General features: G+C 61.8%; 12 protein-coding genes. 4 read left to right on the top strand and 8 right to left on the bottom strand.

Going from position 1 to position 14980, the window contains the following annotated elements; translation table 11 throughout:
• The first annotated feature begins 12 nt into the window (after positions 1 to 12).
• The 3 genes from J5M56_RS01750 to J5M56_RS01740 all read left to right on the top strand — a co-directional run bounded on the left by J5M56_RS01750 (position 13) and on the right by J5M56_RS01740 (position 4151).
• A complete protein-coding gene (locus tag J5M56_RS01750) occupies positions 13 to 789 on the top strand; it encodes a molecular chaperone (protein WP_186476826.1) in 777 nt (258 codons plus the stop codon).
• A 96-nt stretch (positions 790 to 885) separates the two neighbouring features.
• Positions 886 to 3192, top strand: a complete 2307-nt coding sequence (locus tag J5M56_RS01745; RefSeq protein ID WP_243430455.1) for a fimbria/pilus outer membrane usher protein — start codon at positions 886 to 888, stop codon at positions 3190 to 3192.
• Entirely contained in the window at positions 3189 to 4151 is a 963-nt protein-coding gene (locus J5M56_RS01740) for a spore coat U domain-containing protein (protein ID WP_207869312.1), read from the top strand. The genes J5M56_RS01745 and J5M56_RS01740 overlap by 4 nt, the downstream gene beginning before the upstream one ends.
• Positions 4152 to 4153: 2 nt before the next feature.
• On the opposite strand, the gene J5M56_RS01735 is transcribed toward J5M56_RS01740, so the two are convergent.
• The 5 genes from J5M56_RS01735 to J5M56_RS01715 all read right to left on the bottom strand — a co-directional run bounded on the left by J5M56_RS01735 (position 4154) and on the right by J5M56_RS01715 (position 9763).
• Positions 4154 to 5476: a hypothetical protein gene (locus J5M56_RS01735; protein WP_207869310.1), complete on the bottom strand. Its 1323-nt coding sequence runs from the start codon at positions 5474 to 5476 to the stop codon at positions 4154 to 4156.
• Entirely contained in the window at positions 5473 to 7008 is a 1536-nt protein-coding gene (locus J5M56_RS01730; RefSeq protein WP_207869308.1) for an amino acid adenylation domain-containing protein, read from the bottom strand. The genes J5M56_RS01735 and J5M56_RS01730 overlap by 4 nt, the downstream gene beginning before the upstream one ends.
• A 219-nt stretch (positions 7009 to 7227) precedes the next feature.
• Entirely contained in the window at positions 7228 to 8376 is a 1149-nt protein-coding gene (locus tag J5M56_RS01725; protein ID WP_186476831.1) for a carboxypeptidase family protein, read from the bottom strand.
• 135 nt (positions 8377 to 8511) lie between these two features.
• On the bottom strand, positions 8512 to 9027 hold the full coding sequence (locus tag J5M56_RS01720) for a DUF4880 domain-containing protein (RefSeq protein ID WP_186476832.1): 516 nt from the start codon (positions 9025 to 9027) through the stop codon (positions 8512 to 8514).
• Between the two features lie 424 nt (positions 9028 to 9451).
• Positions 9452 to 9763, bottom strand: a complete 312-nt coding sequence (locus J5M56_RS01715) for a hypothetical protein (protein WP_186476833.1) — start codon at positions 9761 to 9763, stop codon at positions 9452 to 9454.
• Positions 9764 to 9851: 88 nt separating this feature from the next.
• On the opposite strand from J5M56_RS01715, the gene J5M56_RS01710 reads away from it, so the two are divergent.
• Positions 9852 to 10559 carry a LexA family transcriptional regulator gene (locus J5M56_RS01710; RefSeq protein WP_207869306.1) on the top strand — a complete coding sequence of 236 codons (708 nt, stop codon included), beginning with the start codon at positions 9852 to 9854 and terminating at the stop codon, positions 10557 to 10559.
• Between the two features lie 34 nt (positions 10560 to 10593).
• Here the strand turns inward: J5M56_RS01710 and J5M56_RS01705 are convergent, their stop codons facing one another.
• Genes J5M56_RS01705 through J5M56_RS01695 form a run of 3 tightly spaced genes read right to left on the bottom strand, consistent with a single transcriptional unit; the run spans position 10594 to position 14969 of the window.
• Positions 10594 to 12546: an acetyl/propionyl/methylcrotonyl-CoA carboxylase subunit alpha gene (locus J5M56_RS01705; RefSeq protein WP_207869304.1), complete on the bottom strand. Its 1953-nt coding sequence runs from the start codon at positions 12544 to 12546 to the stop codon at positions 10594 to 10596.
• Positions 12543 to 13358 (bottom strand): gamma-carboxygeranoyl-CoA hydratase, encoded by an 816-nt coding sequence (locus J5M56_RS01700; protein ID WP_207869302.1) that lies wholly within the window; start codon positions 13356 to 13358, stop codon positions 12543 to 12545. The genes J5M56_RS01705 and J5M56_RS01700 overlap by 4 nt, the downstream gene beginning before the upstream one ends.
• Positions 13359 to 13361: 3 nt before the next feature.
• Positions 13362 to 14969: a carboxyl transferase domain-containing protein gene (locus tag J5M56_RS01695; RefSeq protein WP_207869300.1), complete on the bottom strand. Its 1608-nt coding sequence runs from the start codon at positions 14967 to 14969 to the stop codon at positions 13362 to 13364.
• Between the last annotated feature and the right edge of the window lie 11 nt (positions 14970 to 14980).

Genomic DNA, 14980 nt, shown 5'->3' with positions numbered 1-14980 from the left:
AAGGAGAGCTATATGGGGGTGTGGGCAAAGTGGGCGCAAGGTGTGTTGGGCCTGACACTCTTGGCGAGCCTGCCGATCAGGGCCGCTACATCGGTGTTGATCTGGCCGATCGACCCGGTACTGGAAGCTGACCAGAAAGCCGGGGCATTGTGGCTGGAAAACCGTGGTTCGGCGCCTGCCAGCTTGCAGGTGCGGGTGTTCGCCTGGCGCCAGGGTGAGTATCAGGATCAGTATCAGGCCCAGCGCGAGATTATCGGCAGCCCACCAGTGGCCACCATTGCGCCAGGGCAGAAGCAACTGATTCGCCTAACCCGCACGGGTACGTCCCCGGTGGGCCAAGAGCAGTCCTATCGCATCATCATTGACGAAATCCCCACGCCCTTGCCGGCTGACACTACCGGCCAAGGTACCACGGCAGCTATTCGCCTGCAGATGCGGTACTCAGTGCCGCTGTTCGTATACGGCGAAGGGCTATGGGGCAAGGCCGACCCAGACGGCAAGCGCAACGCTGACGGCGTCGGCAAGCCACAGCTGAGCTGGCGCCCGGTCACGGTTCAAGGCAAGCCTTACGTTGAACTGCGCAACACCGGCCCCGTGCATGCGCGTTTGACCGATGTGGTGTTGCAGCAAGGCAGCCAAGCCAAGCCCATAGCCGAAGGCCTGCTCGGCTATGTGTTGCCAGGCGCCAGTATGCGTTGGCCTGCGCCGTTGGCGGCGACGCCTGGCGGCGCGATCAAGGGGAGGGTGAACGGCCAGGCAGCGGCCGAAGCGATTCGGCAAGGGCAATGAGTCGACTGCTGTATGAAAGGCAAGGGCCATGGAGGACCTGGCAATGGGCGGAGTCCATGTGTGAGCAGCCTGTTGCGGGCTTCGCGCCGTTGGTGCATGGGGTTGGCCTTGTTCGGCCCCTGGCTGGCGGCGGCCGAGGACCTGCCGCCCCCGCCCAGCGAAACGGCGGTGGTCAGCGATGCGACGCTGTACCTGGACCTGTTGGTGAACCAGATGCCCAGGGCTGAGCTGGTTGCGGTGGAGCAACGTGCCGGGCGCCTTTACCTGCAAAGCGAAGTGCTGCGCAGCGCAGGCGTCGCGCTGCCGGGTGATCCCCAGGGCGAGGTGGCGCTTGACGCTGTGCCGGGGCTGCATACCGATTACGATAGCCAGAACCAACGGCTGCTTTTACAGGTGCCGCCCGCCTGGCTTCCTGACCAGCAAGTGGGCGAGCGCGGGCTGTATCCAGCCAGTGAAGCGCGCAGCAGCTTTGGGGCTTTGTTCAACTATGACCTGTACCTGAACGACACCGACGACGGTGGCACCGACCTGGCGGCGTGGAATGAGCTTCGCCTTTTCGATAGCTGGGGCACTTTGTCGACTACCGGCCGATGGCGCCAGTCGTTCGATGGCGCGCAGCGGGCCAACAGCCGCCAAGGCTACCTGCGTTACGACACCACCTGGCGCTTCACCGACGAGCAGCGCCTGCTCACCGTGGACGCGGGCGACTTGGTCACCGGGGCATTGCCTTGGAGCAGCTCGGTGCGGGTCGGTGGCCTGCAGGTGTCTCGAGACTTTGGCGCGCGTCCCGACCTGGTTACCTACCCATTACCGGCATTTGCCGGTGAAGCGGCAGTGCCGACTTCGCTGGATCTGTTCATCAACGGCTACAAGTCCAGCACCACCGAATTGCAGCCTGGCCCTTATACCCTGACCAACGTGCCATTCATCAACGGCGCAGGCGAGGCGGTGGTGGTGACCACCGATGCCCTGGGTCGGCAGGTGTCCACCACCTTGCCTTTTTACGTCACCAGCAGCCTCCTGCAAAAGGGGCTTTCTGATTTTTCGCTGGCTGCCGGTAGCTTGCGGCGTGACTATGGCGTGAAGGATTTCGGCTATGGCGGCGGGGTGGCTTCGGCCAGCCTGCGCCATGGCCTGAGCGACACGTTCACCTTGGAAACCCATGCAGAGGCCGCCGATTCGCTGGTGCTTGGGGGCGTGGGCGGCAACATGCGCCTGGGCACGTTCGGCGTGCTTAACGCGGCTTTGGCGCAAAGCCAGTTCGAAGGCGAGAAAGGCCATCAGGTCGCCGTTGGATACCAATACAACAGCCAGCGCTTGGGCTTCAACTACCAGCGTTTGCAACGCCATGGAGACTATGCCGACCTGACCCGGGTAGACACGCCCTATATGCTGCTGAGCCAGAGCAGCGAGCAAGCAACCCTGAGTGTGAACCTGGATCGCTTTGGCAGCGTCGGTGCCGGGTATTTCGACGTGCGTGCCGGTGACGGCACTCGCACCCGGCTCATCAACCTGAGTTGGAGCAAGCCACTGTGGGGCAACAGCAGCCTTTACCTGTCGGCCAACCGCGAAGTGACTGACAGCCAGTGGGCGGTGCAGGCGCAACTGGTGATCCCGTTCGACTTTGGCAGCACACTGGCCGTTAGCATGGAGCGCAGCAAGCAAGGGCAGCGCACGCAAAGGGTCAACTATAGCCGCGCAGTACCCGTCGGTGGGGGCGTTGGCTACAACCTTGGCTATGCAGGCGGTGATCGCGATGCCTATCGCCAAGCCGATGTTACTTGGCGCCTGCAGTCGGTGCAGCTGCAGGCCGGGGTGTATGGCAGCAGCGGGGAGATGACCCGCTGGGCCGATGCCAGCGGCTCGCTGGTGTGGATGGACGCTGGGGTTTTCGCAGCCAATCGAATCGATGACGCCTTCGTGGTGGTCAGCACCAACGGTTACGCCGATGTGCCAGTGAGGTACGAAAATCAGGATATAGGCCGCACGGATCGCAACGGTCATCTACTGGTGCCTTACAGCAGTGGCTACTACCGCGGCAAATATGAAATCGACCCGATGGGCTTGCCTCCCGATGTACTTGCCCCAGAGGTCGAGCAGCGGGTAGCGGTGCGCCGTGGCAGCGGCTACCTGCTGGAGTTCCCGCTCAGGCAAGTGCTTGCAGCGAGCATCGAACTGGTCGACGGCAACCAGCAACCGCTCAAACTGGGCAGCAAGGTCAGCCATCAGGAAAGTGGCAGTCAGGCGGTAGTCGGCTGGGATGGCCTGGTGTACCTGGAAAACTTGTCGCCACATAACCGCCTGCAGGTGACAGTGCAGGGCGGCGGGCCGTGCCAGGTGGAATTCGACCTACCGGAATCGGCCGGGTCGATACCGCTGATTGGTCCGCTGGTGTGCAGATGAAGCGCCTGTTGTGCAGTTTGCTCGTGCTGCTTCCCATGGGTTCGGCGTGGGCGCTGTGCGCCTCGGTGGCCGCCACGCCTGCGGCGTTCGGCTCCGTCAACTCGACCCTGGTGCGCACTACGGTACAGAATGCCTCGAGTACAAACTCCGGGTTGCAGTGCACCGGCTCCTTGCTCACCTTGCTCAGTTCCGGGGACCACTTCTATGCCACCATCACCTCGGCCACCAATGGGCTGGTCGGCCCGACCGGCGATGTCATTCCCTACACGCTGTACGCTGACAACAGCACCAGCTACCCGATCACCCGCGGGGTGGCGTTCGACTTCGCCCGTAACGGCATCCTCGACCTGCTTGGGTTGTTGAACGGGACCACCCCCAAGGCGGTGCCGCTGTACATGAAGACACAGATCGGCAGTAACGTAGCGGCCGGGGTCTATCAGGAAACCCTGACCGTCGCTTGGAGCTGGAACTACTGCTCCGGCATCGGTGCCCTGGGGGTTTGCCTGGGCCGCGATATCGGCAATGGTACCCAAACGATGACCGTCAGCCTGACCGTTACCAATGACTGCCAGATCACTACCCCTGCCATCAACTTCGCCAGTGCCCCAGTGGTCGCCGGGTTCGCAAACGTAAGCCAGAGCCTGAGCCTGTCCTGCACCAGGGGCAGTGCTTACACGGTCGGTTTGAACGATGGTGAAAATACCTCGGGCGGGCGACGGCGGATGAAGTCCGCGGCGGGCAACTTCCTGGCCTACGACATCTTCAAAAGTGCCGGGGCGGTGCGCTGGGGCTCGCTGGGCACCGCCCGGCGTTCAAGCAGCGATGCCGATGTCAACCCTGGAAACGGTACCGGCACGGGCAGCCAGGTTTTCAACTACAACGCCAGGGTCTACACCGACCAGGCCACACCGCCTGCGGGCAGCTACCTGGACAACGTGATCCTGGACGTTGCGTTCTAGGCTCATGAGTCCCATATGGCGCCGTAGGCAGGTATACCCTTGAGCTCCAACTGCTGTACCAGATTGCGGGTTATGGCCTGGTTGGCAATGCATATCACGGCTTGCGCAGGGTGGTTGTGCAAGGTTGCGAGGGTCAGGGCCAGTAAGTCGGGTTTGCCGTGCTGGTCGCTGTCCCAGATCTGCGCATGGGGTTGTGCCCAGAGCACTTCATCGACCAGCTCCTGTCCATACGTGGCCACAGGGTTGCGCGTGACCCACAGCAGGCGACAGGGTACTTGGCCTGCGAGCAAATGTGGCAAGACCGGCCCAATACCGCTACCCGTTGCCACATATAGCACCGAGCTGAACAGCCTTTCGACTCGCGCGACTCCAGCTGTGGGCACCCCTTTTACCCACACGTGCGAGGGAGGGCTGTCGATCAACCGCCCTGTCCAGTCGCCCGCGCGTGAAATGACCAGGCGAAAGCCACTGCGTCCGGGCGTGGGTATATTGGCGAAGGCATGCCACTGCCCGAGTGGGTGATGGCTGATGCTGGTAGAGGATCCGGCAAACGGCGTTACACCATGATCGAAATGAGCCACGAGCGCGTGGCTACTCGGTTTGTCGAACCTCACCGGTACTTTGCGCAATTGCAACCAGGGGGCGATGATGCAAGCAGTCAGCAGGCAGAGTAACCAAGCTGTCGGTGTTTGCAGCCACAGGCTCCAATGCGCGTCGGGCACCCCTTGTCGGTAACTGACCAGGCTTTGAACCCACAGCAGAAGCAACGCGCTCCAGCCACCAAGCCGGTGAACCTGTTCGAAGCGATCATGCCAGCGGCTGCGAATTTGCGGCAGGGCCATGACGCATAATGACGCGGTCAGCACCACCAGGGCAGCGGTGCTGCTCAGCAGTACCAGAGACACTGGCTCGCCATACCAGGCTTGGCTGCTCAGCCCCCAGGCATAAAGGGTGAACCAGGCTGTGGCTGCCACTGCCGCAGCGCTATGCAAACCGCCAAAATGGTAGACCTTTGCCAGGTTGCGGCGCAGCCACAACGGCCAATGCAATGGTGCACGCAGCACCAACCCAAAAAGCAGGTTGATGACCCGCTGTTGACGAATCACGATCGCCAACGCCAGATTCGCCAAGCTCAGGTCCAGCAGATGCTGCAACGTTGCCGAGGGCACCGGCCAAGCCCAGTGCAGCGCGCAAAACACGGCGAAGTTGCAGGCAAGCACCAGTGCGAACAAGCGTTGGTAGTGGGCAAGATCGGGGTGACTAACCAGTTGGCGCCAGCGGCTCGGTGCTCTGGAGAATGAATCGTTCGATACGGGCGCATTCATGGTGCCACCTGCGCCGCAGCCAGCAGCTCACGCAGTACGGCGCGGTCGATCTTGCCGCGACCCGTGAGCGGAAGCTCTTCGAGCAAGGTCAGGCGCGTGGGCACGGCGTAGTAGGGCAGGCGCTCGCGGCAACGCAGCAATGCTTGCTCAATGTCCAAACACATGGGGCTAGCGAACGCCACCAGTTGACGGTCATCGAGTTTCAAGGCCGCTGCGCGATTGCAGCCAGGTAGGCTCTCGAGCGCCGCAGCAACGGCATCTAGCTCAACGCGAAACCCGCGCACTTTGACTTGGTCATCGCAGCGGCCCAAGTGTTCGAGTTCACCCGTGGCAGTCCAGCGTCCCAGATCGCGGGTGCGGAACATGGTGCCGCCCAAAAAAGGGTCAGGACGATAGCGTTGTTCCGTCAGCAGGGCATTGTTGACGTATCCCTGGCTGACGCCAGCTCCGCCTGCCCACATCTCGCCGACGTCGCCGATCGCACAAGGAACCCCGTGCTCGTCCAGAATGTAGACCGAGTTGTTCGGCGTTGGCTTGCCAATAGTCAACATGCTTGCAGCGCGGTAGCGGACCATGGTGTTGACGATCGTGGTTTCGGTGGGGCCGCAGCTGTTGTGGAAGCTGCAGTAGGCCGCCCAGCGCTCCGCCAGTGAAGGCGGGCAAGGCTCGCCCGCTACGGCGACGGTCTTGATATGGGGGCAACGGGCCGGATCCAGACGCGCCAGAATGGAGGGGGTGGCGATCAGGATGCTGCAGTGCTGCGCCGTCGCAGCAATGTCCGCTTCGCGAATCAGCAACGTGCCACCGTGACAGAGGCAGCCGAGGATTTCCCAAGCCGCCATATCAAAGCCGATATGCAGGATCTGGCCAACGCGGTCGCCGGGTGCTATCCCGAGGTTTCCTGGGGCGCTGAATAGCAAGTTGCAGACATTCGCGTGGCTGACTTTGACACCATTTGGGATGCCTGTGGTGCCGGAGGTGAATAGGATGAAGCAGGTTGCCTGGCCCGACACCATTGGCGCGCGTATCGCTGGAGCTGAGGTTTGGCACGCCGTCTCGATGACTTGACACTCAACCCCCTCGGGTATCAGCGCGAGGGGGCAAGCCTGGGTCAGAACAAGGCGAACCTGGGCTGCCTCGATCACCTGTTCGACAAGCCGCGGCGGCGTGGTGCCTATGTCCACTGGCACGTAGGCCGCGCCGCATTTGAGGATGCCGAGCAGCCCCACCAGCATGTCGATCGACCGCCTCAGAAACAGGCCTACCGCATCCCCCTGCTGGACCCCAAGGCCAATCAGGTGGCTGGCCAACGCATTCGCTTTGGCGTCGAGCTCCCCGTAGGTGATCATTTGCCCGCCGTGCCGGGCGGCACAAATGTGGGGCTGTGACCTGGCCATGTCGGCGAAGCCGTGATGAACGTTCTGGTAAGGGATTTCGGCTACAACGCCGCTGCCATATTGCTCGAACAGTTGTCGATCCTGCTCGCTGAGGGATTGAAGTGCGGGCTGATGAAATTTCAACTTAGGCGGCATGCAAACATTCCTATTCGAAAAGAAGGTTTGCTTACCGATAGGGGAAAACCTGCTTCTGAAACAGGGGCGAATTTGCTCGCGGCTTAAAAAAAGAAATCAGCTACAACCTTTGAGGGCGTGAGTTGCAAGTACCCATGCAGCGGATCCTACAGTTGCGGTGAGCATTCTCGATTACGCCACGCCCGGTGTCCTCGTAACCTGAGCGTGGCTCTGAGCGTATCAGCGTAGTCCGTCCACCATGCTCGCCAATGTCTCAAGCACCGCACCCGCCAATCGCTTGGACCGTGCACCCGACCAACCGGCCACCGGGTCCGGTGCGTCATCGTGATCCTTGAAAGGCATCTCCAGGGTCAGTGACAGACAGTCATGGGCCATGCCTACGGCATTGCACGCCAGAGAGGTATTCGCCTGGCCGGGCTCGTCACGGCTGTAGCCATGTGCGGTCTGGAAGTCCTGGGTCACGCTGCACAATGTCGTGCGGAACTGCTCTTCGAGCTTGGCCAGTCGCGGCGAGTAGCCCGGGTTGCCTTCGCATGCCGCCACGAACACATGGGGGATTTCCTCGTCGCCATGCACATCGATGAACGCATCCACTCCGTACTGCTTCATTTGCGCCTGGGCGAAGAATACCTCTGGGCTGAGTTCGACACTGGCATCCTGCCAAGCCCGGTTCAAGTCCTTGCCCTTGAAGTTCGTGCGCAGGTGGCCGAGGAAAGCGCCATCGGGGTTCATGTTCGGGATCAGGTACAAGTCGGCCTTTTCCAGTAGCTTCTGAACCGTCGAGTCATTGGCCTGCAACTGGTCGATAACGCCTTCCATGAACCACTCGGCCATATGTTCGCCCGGATGTTGTTGAGCGATCAGCCAGAGCTTGCGTTTGCCAGGTGCGCCATCGCCGGCGCGCAACAGGGGAATATCCCTGCCTTGCACGCTGCGCCCATGGGCAAGCAGCTCCACGCCTGCAATCTGCTGGGCACGTTCGATCAACTGGTTGTGGCGGGCGCGGGGGTAGGGCTCGAAATACGCGAACCAGATCTGCTCCTGCTCAGCCTTGATCTCGAACGCCAGCGCCTTGCCATCGAACTGGCTTGGCACCCGGAACCAGCGCTGCTGGTCGTAGGAGGCCACAGCGTTGTAGCCGCTCCAGGCGTTCTGGTAGGACGACTGGCCGGCGTTGTCCAGGCTGAAGCGATGGGCCTGCCCCGGCGTCAGGCCGCTGACCTTGAAGTGGAACCATTGGAAATGCCCGCTGTTGGTGTCAGGGCGGATGGCCAGGTGTACTTGGGCCGGGTTGCTGGCATCAATCACCTGGATATTGCCGGAATCGAAATCGCAGTCGATTTGCAGGGGGGACAGCGTCACGGTCATGTGCGGCTCCTCAAGACTTGTTGTGAGGGTACTGTACACCGCCTGAAGGTCAGAGGTGTGTGCTGCGGGGTTGACTGTGATCACTATTGGCTGTGGAACGCGAGGAATAGAGCTTGTGCGGGGCGACACACTGGCTCAGGCCCAAAACCCTAATAGCATCAGCGCCGCCACACCGATGCCCATCGCCAACGAACACCCACCTAAAGAAATCGCCGTCCGCCCATGGCGATACCAGCCATCGAGCCCCAACGCTCGCGCCGGTGCCAGCAGGCTGCGCCAGCGCAATTCGGTTTCATGAAAGGCTTGCAGGTGCTCGGGTGCCGCATCCAGCCAGCGGCGAAAATCGATGCGCTCGCAGGCAGTCACATCAGGGCTCTGCAGCCGCACGTACCATTGCCCGGCTACCCGGGCGTTGGCATCTGCGCCTGGCTGCACGGCCTGCAGGGCTAGGTGCATGTTGCGTTCGATACTGAGCACAGGCAGGTCAAGGCGCTTGGCGATCGTGGCGTAATCCAACTGATCAAGTCGGTTGAGCAGAAACACTTGCTGCACGCGCCTGGGCAGACGTTTGAGGGCGTAAAGCCGCTGATATTCGCCAGCCTGATCATGGGCGCAGGCCTGGGGCTCGATCGGTAATGGCAAACGATTCATGGGCAGCTCCGTGCAGGCGGGCGGGGGCATCCTCCGTGATGCGGAAATAGCGTAGGCTGGATGATATTGATTCTCAAGTGCTGATTTCGCAAAGATTTGTAATGGACGTTCACGCCCTGAAACACTTTTGCTATCATCCCCGGCATCAAAGATCTTCATTAGCCTGAAGAGCCAAAAAAAAGACCCGGCAAAAAGCCGGGTCAAAAACCGTGATTAGCCTGATGAGGAGATAATCTGGAGCGACCTAAGCTCCTGGTTATCCAGCAGATCTCGCGATCAGCTGAGTGCAATAATAATCGTTATCATTTGCCAGTCAAATTAATTTTCGTTTATCCGGTGAAAATTTTTCCGGTGCGCTTCCTTGGCCTGGCGAATGGGGCCTTTCGCCGGGCCGCGGCCATCACACTCACACCTTGTTGCCTTGCTAGAGCCCATTCTGCAGGGCGCGCTGATGTTCCAGCAGGGCCCTGGCCATATCAATCATGTGCATCAGCGCGAAAGTGAGTTCGCGGGTGCTGCCATCCTGGTGGGTGGCGGTTTCATGGGCAGTGGCCGCAGCGCAGCGCAGCAGCTCTATGGCGTGGTCCTGCGCCTGCTCGGCAGTGACGCCCTCGTGCAAGGTCCATATGCGGTTCTGCGCACTCGGACGCGTGGGGTTCGGGTTGAGGTAGTAATCCAGGGCGCGGCGTGCCGCTTCGCTGTCCAAATCTGTTACGTCGTCTTTCGGTGGTTTCATCCTGATACCTGCTAGCGCCAATGGGGAAAGGGTTCAGGTCGATGATAATACCTACGGTATTTTCGCGGGTTTTCGTAAATAATACTGAATGTGTATTGAGCGCTTGGAGGCAGTCCGTATCGTGCCAGCGATGAATATGGATAAATGGATTGCCCTCGTCCGTCACCGGATGGAGGAGCTAGGGCTCACTCAAGAGCAGCTTGCCGAGCGCGTTGGCGTATCTCAAGGCAGCGTAGGGCATTGGGTGAACAAGCGGCGACAGCCAAAGATCGAGTCGATGAACCGCACCTTCGTCGAGATCGGCATGCCCCACTACAGCGTCAGCCTGCAACTGCGTATCCACGGCGCGGTTGGCGAGGAGCGTGGCCTGTACGATGTTGACGATAGTGATACTGATCTCGATCTCATGCAATACATCGTGTGCTTCCGCTACCCCGTTGTGGCCTGGGATGAGCTGGGTGCTGCCGAGGGTACCGCCCCTTGCGTGTTCGAGCAGACCGACTACCTGGCCCAGGGCAAAGCCTTCTGGCTGACCGTGGAAAACGATGCCATGAGTTCGGCCACTGGCCGCAGCGTGCCCCAGGGTATGCGGATTCTGGTCGATCCTGGGCTGGAGGCGGAGACCGGGCGGCTGGTGATTGCCCGCCAGCCCGGCAGAAAGGCATTTTTACGTGAACTGGCCGAGGAGGGCGGGCAGCAGTATCTGAAAGCGCTCAACCCCAGCTATCCGACGCACGTGTGTGAAGAGGGCTGTGAATTCCTCGGCGTTGTCGTGCGGGCACACGGGGCATTCTAGACTCAAAAGGCCGCGCAGCGGCCCTTTGGTTATTTCACTCGGCCAGTTCGACCAGCACGGTGCCTTCGCTGACCATCTCACCTTCCTGGCAAAACAACGTTTTGACTGTCCCGGCATGGGGCGCTCGGACGCTGTGTTCCATCTTCATCGCTTCGAGCACCACCAGTGGGCATCCAGCCTCTACCGCTTGGCCTAGTGCCACCAGTACTCGCACGATGCTGCCGTTCATGGGCGCAGCCAAGCCGCCTTGGTTGCTGTGGCTGGCCTCTGCTGCGGCGATCGGGTCGAACGACTGCACGGCATGCATTTCGCCATCCCACCGCAGGAACAACGTACCCTCGCGGCGGATCGCCAGGTAGCGACGGCGCACCCCGTTGTCGTCATGACAAAGCTGTTCGCCGTCCAGTTGCCATGTAGGAGCGGCACTGTGCTCAAGCGCAACCGCTTGGTCATCGCCCCCACTCACCAAATGCAGGCTGCTGCGCGCAGGCAAACCGAGCCGCAGCCCGTTGCGCCGTGCCCAGGGCGAGCCGCTATCGTCCGCTCGCTGGTGTGGCGCGTGGCCTTGTAACCATGCCTGTGCCGCTGCCTCCCAGAATGCCGCAGGCAACGCCTGCGCAGCGGGAAGCAACACCTGCTGATGGCGAGGAATAAACCCAGTATCAAGCTCGGCGGCGGCGAAGGCCGGGTGCGCGAGAATCCGCCGCAGGAAGGCTATGTTGGTTTTTACGCCGCCAATAGCGAATTCGTCGAGCATCGCCAGCAGCCGCAGGCGTGCCTGCTCTCGGTCTTGGCCCCAGGCAATCAGCTTGCCGAGCATGGGGTCGTAGAACGGTGATACCTCATCCCCTTCGCTGACCCCGCTATCGACCCGACGGCCGTCTCCGGGTGCCGATTCGCGGTACAGCGTCAGCCTACCGGTGGCTGGTAGAAACTCATTGGCCGGGTCTTCGGCATATAAGCGCACTTCTATGGCATGGCCGTTCAGCGCCACCTGCTCCTGGGTGATTGGCAGCGGTTCGCCACAGGCCACGCGGATCTGCCAGGCCACCAGGTCAAGCCCGGTGATGGCTTCGGTGACTGGGTGTTCGACCTGCAGCCGGGTGTTCATTTCCATGAAGAAGAATTCGCCGCGGGCGTCGAGCAGAAACTCGACGGTACCGGCTCCGACATACCCGATGGCCTTGGCCGCACGCACCGCGGCTTCGCCCATGGCTCGGCGCAGCTCGGCGGGCAGCCCTGGCGCGGGGGCCTCTTCGACCACTTTCTGGTGGCGGCGCTGAATCGAGCAGTCACGTTCGTTCAGGTACAGGCAGTTGCCATGCTGGTCGGCGAACACCTGAATTTCCACGTGGCGTGGCTTGAGTACGTACTTTTCCACCAGCATGCGCGCATCGCCAAATGATGACTGCGCCTCACGCTGAGCCGAGGCCAGTGCGTCAGCCAGCTGGCTTTGCTCCTCGACCACTTTCATGCCTTTGCCACCGCCGCCTGCGCTGGCTTTGAGCAACACCGGGTAGCCAATGCGCTCGGCGGCGAGGCGGAAGGTTTCCAGGTCTTGGTCCTGGCCGTGATAGCCAGGCACCAACGGCACACCTGCATCTTCCATCAGTGCCTTAGCGGCTGATTTGCTACCCATGGCATCGATGGCGCTGGCCGGTGGGCCGAGGAAGATCAGCCCAGCGGCTTCGATGGCGCGGGCGAAACCTGCGTTTTCGGAGAGAAAGCCATAGCCTGGGTGGATCGCCTGAGCGCCGCTGGCCTTGGCTGCGGCAATGATCTTGTCGATCACCAAGTAACTGTCGGCAGCTTTGCTGCCGCCCAGGTCGATTCGCACGTCGGCTTCACGGCTGTGGCGGGCGTCACGGTCGGTGGCGCTGTGCACTGCGACAGTGGTCAAGCCCATGGCTTTGGCGGTGCGCATTACCCGGCAGGCGATTTCGCCGCGGTTGGCGACCAGCAGGGTGGTCAGCGTAGGGCGGCTCATGGGCGTGGCTCCTTGTTGTCATCGGTTTGCCAGGCAGGGCGGCGTTTTTCCAGGAAGGCGCGCAGGCCTTCCTGGCCTTCGGCGCTGACGCGGATGCGGGCGATGGTGTTTTCGCAATAACGGCGCAGCGCTGGGCTGAGTTCACCGTCGTCGACTTTGCACAGCAAGTCCTTGGTGGCGCGCAGCGCTTGCGGGCTGTTTTGCAGCAGATTGTTCACCCAGGCTTGTACCTGCGCCTCAAGCTCGGTGGCGGGGTATACCTCGGCCAGCAAGCCCAGTTCGCGCGCGCGCGCGCCGCTGAAACGGTCGGCGGTCAATGCGTAGCGGCGGGCCGCGCGTTCACCGATGGCTTTGACCACGAATGGGCTGATCACTGCCGGAGCCAGGCCGATACGTACCTCCGAGAGGCAAAGCTGAGCGTCTTCAGCGCCGATGGCCATGTCACAGCAGCTGATAAGCCCCACTGCGCCACCAAAGGCTGCGCCGTGAACCACCGCCAGGGTCGGTGCCTTGAGGCGGTGCAGGGCATACATCAACTCGCCCAGTTCGCGGGCATCATCCAGGTTGGTGTTGAAGTCCAACTGCGCCGACTGCTGCATCCACGCAAGGTCGGCGCCAGCGCTGAAGTGCCGGCCCCGGCCGCGCAGCAGCAGGAAGCGCAGGCTGGCGTCGTCCGCCAGTTGGTCAAGGGCAACGATCAGCTCACGGATCATCTGCGCATTGAAGGCATTGTTCTTGTCCTCGCGGCTCAGCCACAGGGTGGCGAAGCCGCGCGGGTCGCGGATCACTTCGAGGGTGCTGAAGTCATTCATCGGTCACATCCGGAAAATGCCGAAGCGGCTCTGTTCGATCGGGGCGTTCAGCGCGGCTGACAATGCAAGGCCAAGAATGTCTCGGGTCTGTGCGGGGTCGATCACGCCGTCATCCCATAGGCGAGCGCTGGAATAGTAAGGATGGCCCTGGCGTTCGTACTGGTCGAGAATCGGCTGCTTGAGCCTGGCTTCATCCTCGGCGCTGAAAGCCTGACCGCTGCGTTCGCTCTGCTCGCGCTTGACTTGCGCCAGCACCCCGGCAGCCTGCTCGGCACCCATCACGCCGATCCGCGCGTTGGGCCACATCCACAGCAAGCGCGGGTCGTAGGCGCGGCCGCACATCCCGTAGTTGCCAGCGCCGAAGCTGCCGCCGATGATCACCGTGAATTTCGGCACCTGAGCGCAGGCCACGGCGGTGACCAGCTTGGCGCCATGCTTGGCGATGCCGCCTTCCTCGTACTTTTTGCCCACCATGAAGCCTGTGATGTTCTGCAGAAACAGCAGCGGTACCCCGCGCTGGCAGGCCAGCTCGATGAAGTGCGCGCCTTTTTGCGCAGCCTCGGCAAACAGAATGCCGTTGTTGGCCAGGATGGCTACTGGGTAACCCTGCAGGTGAGCAAAGCCGCACACCAGGGTGGTGCCGAACAGCGCCTTGAATTCATCGAACAGCGACGCGTCCACCAGCCTTGCAATCACTTCGCGCACGTCGAAGGGCTGTTTGGCATCTGCCGGGATCACGCCGTAAAGCTCCTCGGCGCTATACAGCGGTTCAGCCGGCACCTGGCACTGCAACTTGCCAAGCTTGTGCCAGTTGAGATTGTCCACGCTGCGCCTGGCAATTGCCAGGGCGTGTTCGTCGTCGTCGGCGTAATGGTCGGCTACGCCGCTGGTCCGGCAATGCACGTCGGCGCCGCCAAGCTCTTCGGCGCTCACCACTTCACCGGTGGCGGCTTTGACCAGCGGCGGCCCGGCCAGGAAAATGGTCGCCTGCTGGCGGACCATGATCGCTTCATCGGCCATGGCTGGCACATAGGCACCGCCCGCGGTGCAGGAGCCCATCACCACGGCGATCTGCGGGATACCCAGCGCGCTCATGTTGGCCTGGTTGAAGAAGATTCGCCCGAAATGCTCGCGGTCGGGGAACACCTCGTCCTGGCGTGGCAGGTTGGCGCCGCCGGAGTCCACCAGGTAGATGCACGGTAGCCGGTTCTGCAGGGCGATGGTTTGTGCGCGCAGGTGTTTTTTCACCGTCAGCGGGTAGTAAGAGCCGCCTTTGACCGTGGCATCGTTGGCCACGATCATGCATTCAACACCCTCGATGCGCCCGATGCCGGCGATCAAGCCGGCTGCCGGTACGTCCTCGCCATACACTTGGTGGGCGGCCAACTGGCCGATCTCCAGAAATGGCGAGCCTGCATCCAGCAGCCGGTCGATGCGCTCACGTGGTAGCAGCTTGCCACGCGAGGTGTGCCGCTGCTGAGCGCTCGGCCCACCTCCCTGGGCCACTTGGGCGAGCAGGCCGCGAAGGTGTCTGACCTGTTCGAGCATGGCCGCGCTGTTATTGGCGAACTCTGCCGAACGCGGATTGATCTGGGTATGCAAGATAGCCATATGCGCCCGTT

The organism is Pseudomonas sp. 51_B, from assembly GCF_017491595.1.
In the GTDB taxonomy this organism is placed as follows: domain Bacteria; phylum Pseudomonadota; class Gammaproteobacteria; order Pseudomonadales; family Pseudomonadaceae; genus Aquipseudomonas; species Aquipseudomonas promysalinigenes.
Note: the sequence above shows the minus strand (reverse complement) of the source record. Positions and strands in the feature narration are given on the sequence as shown.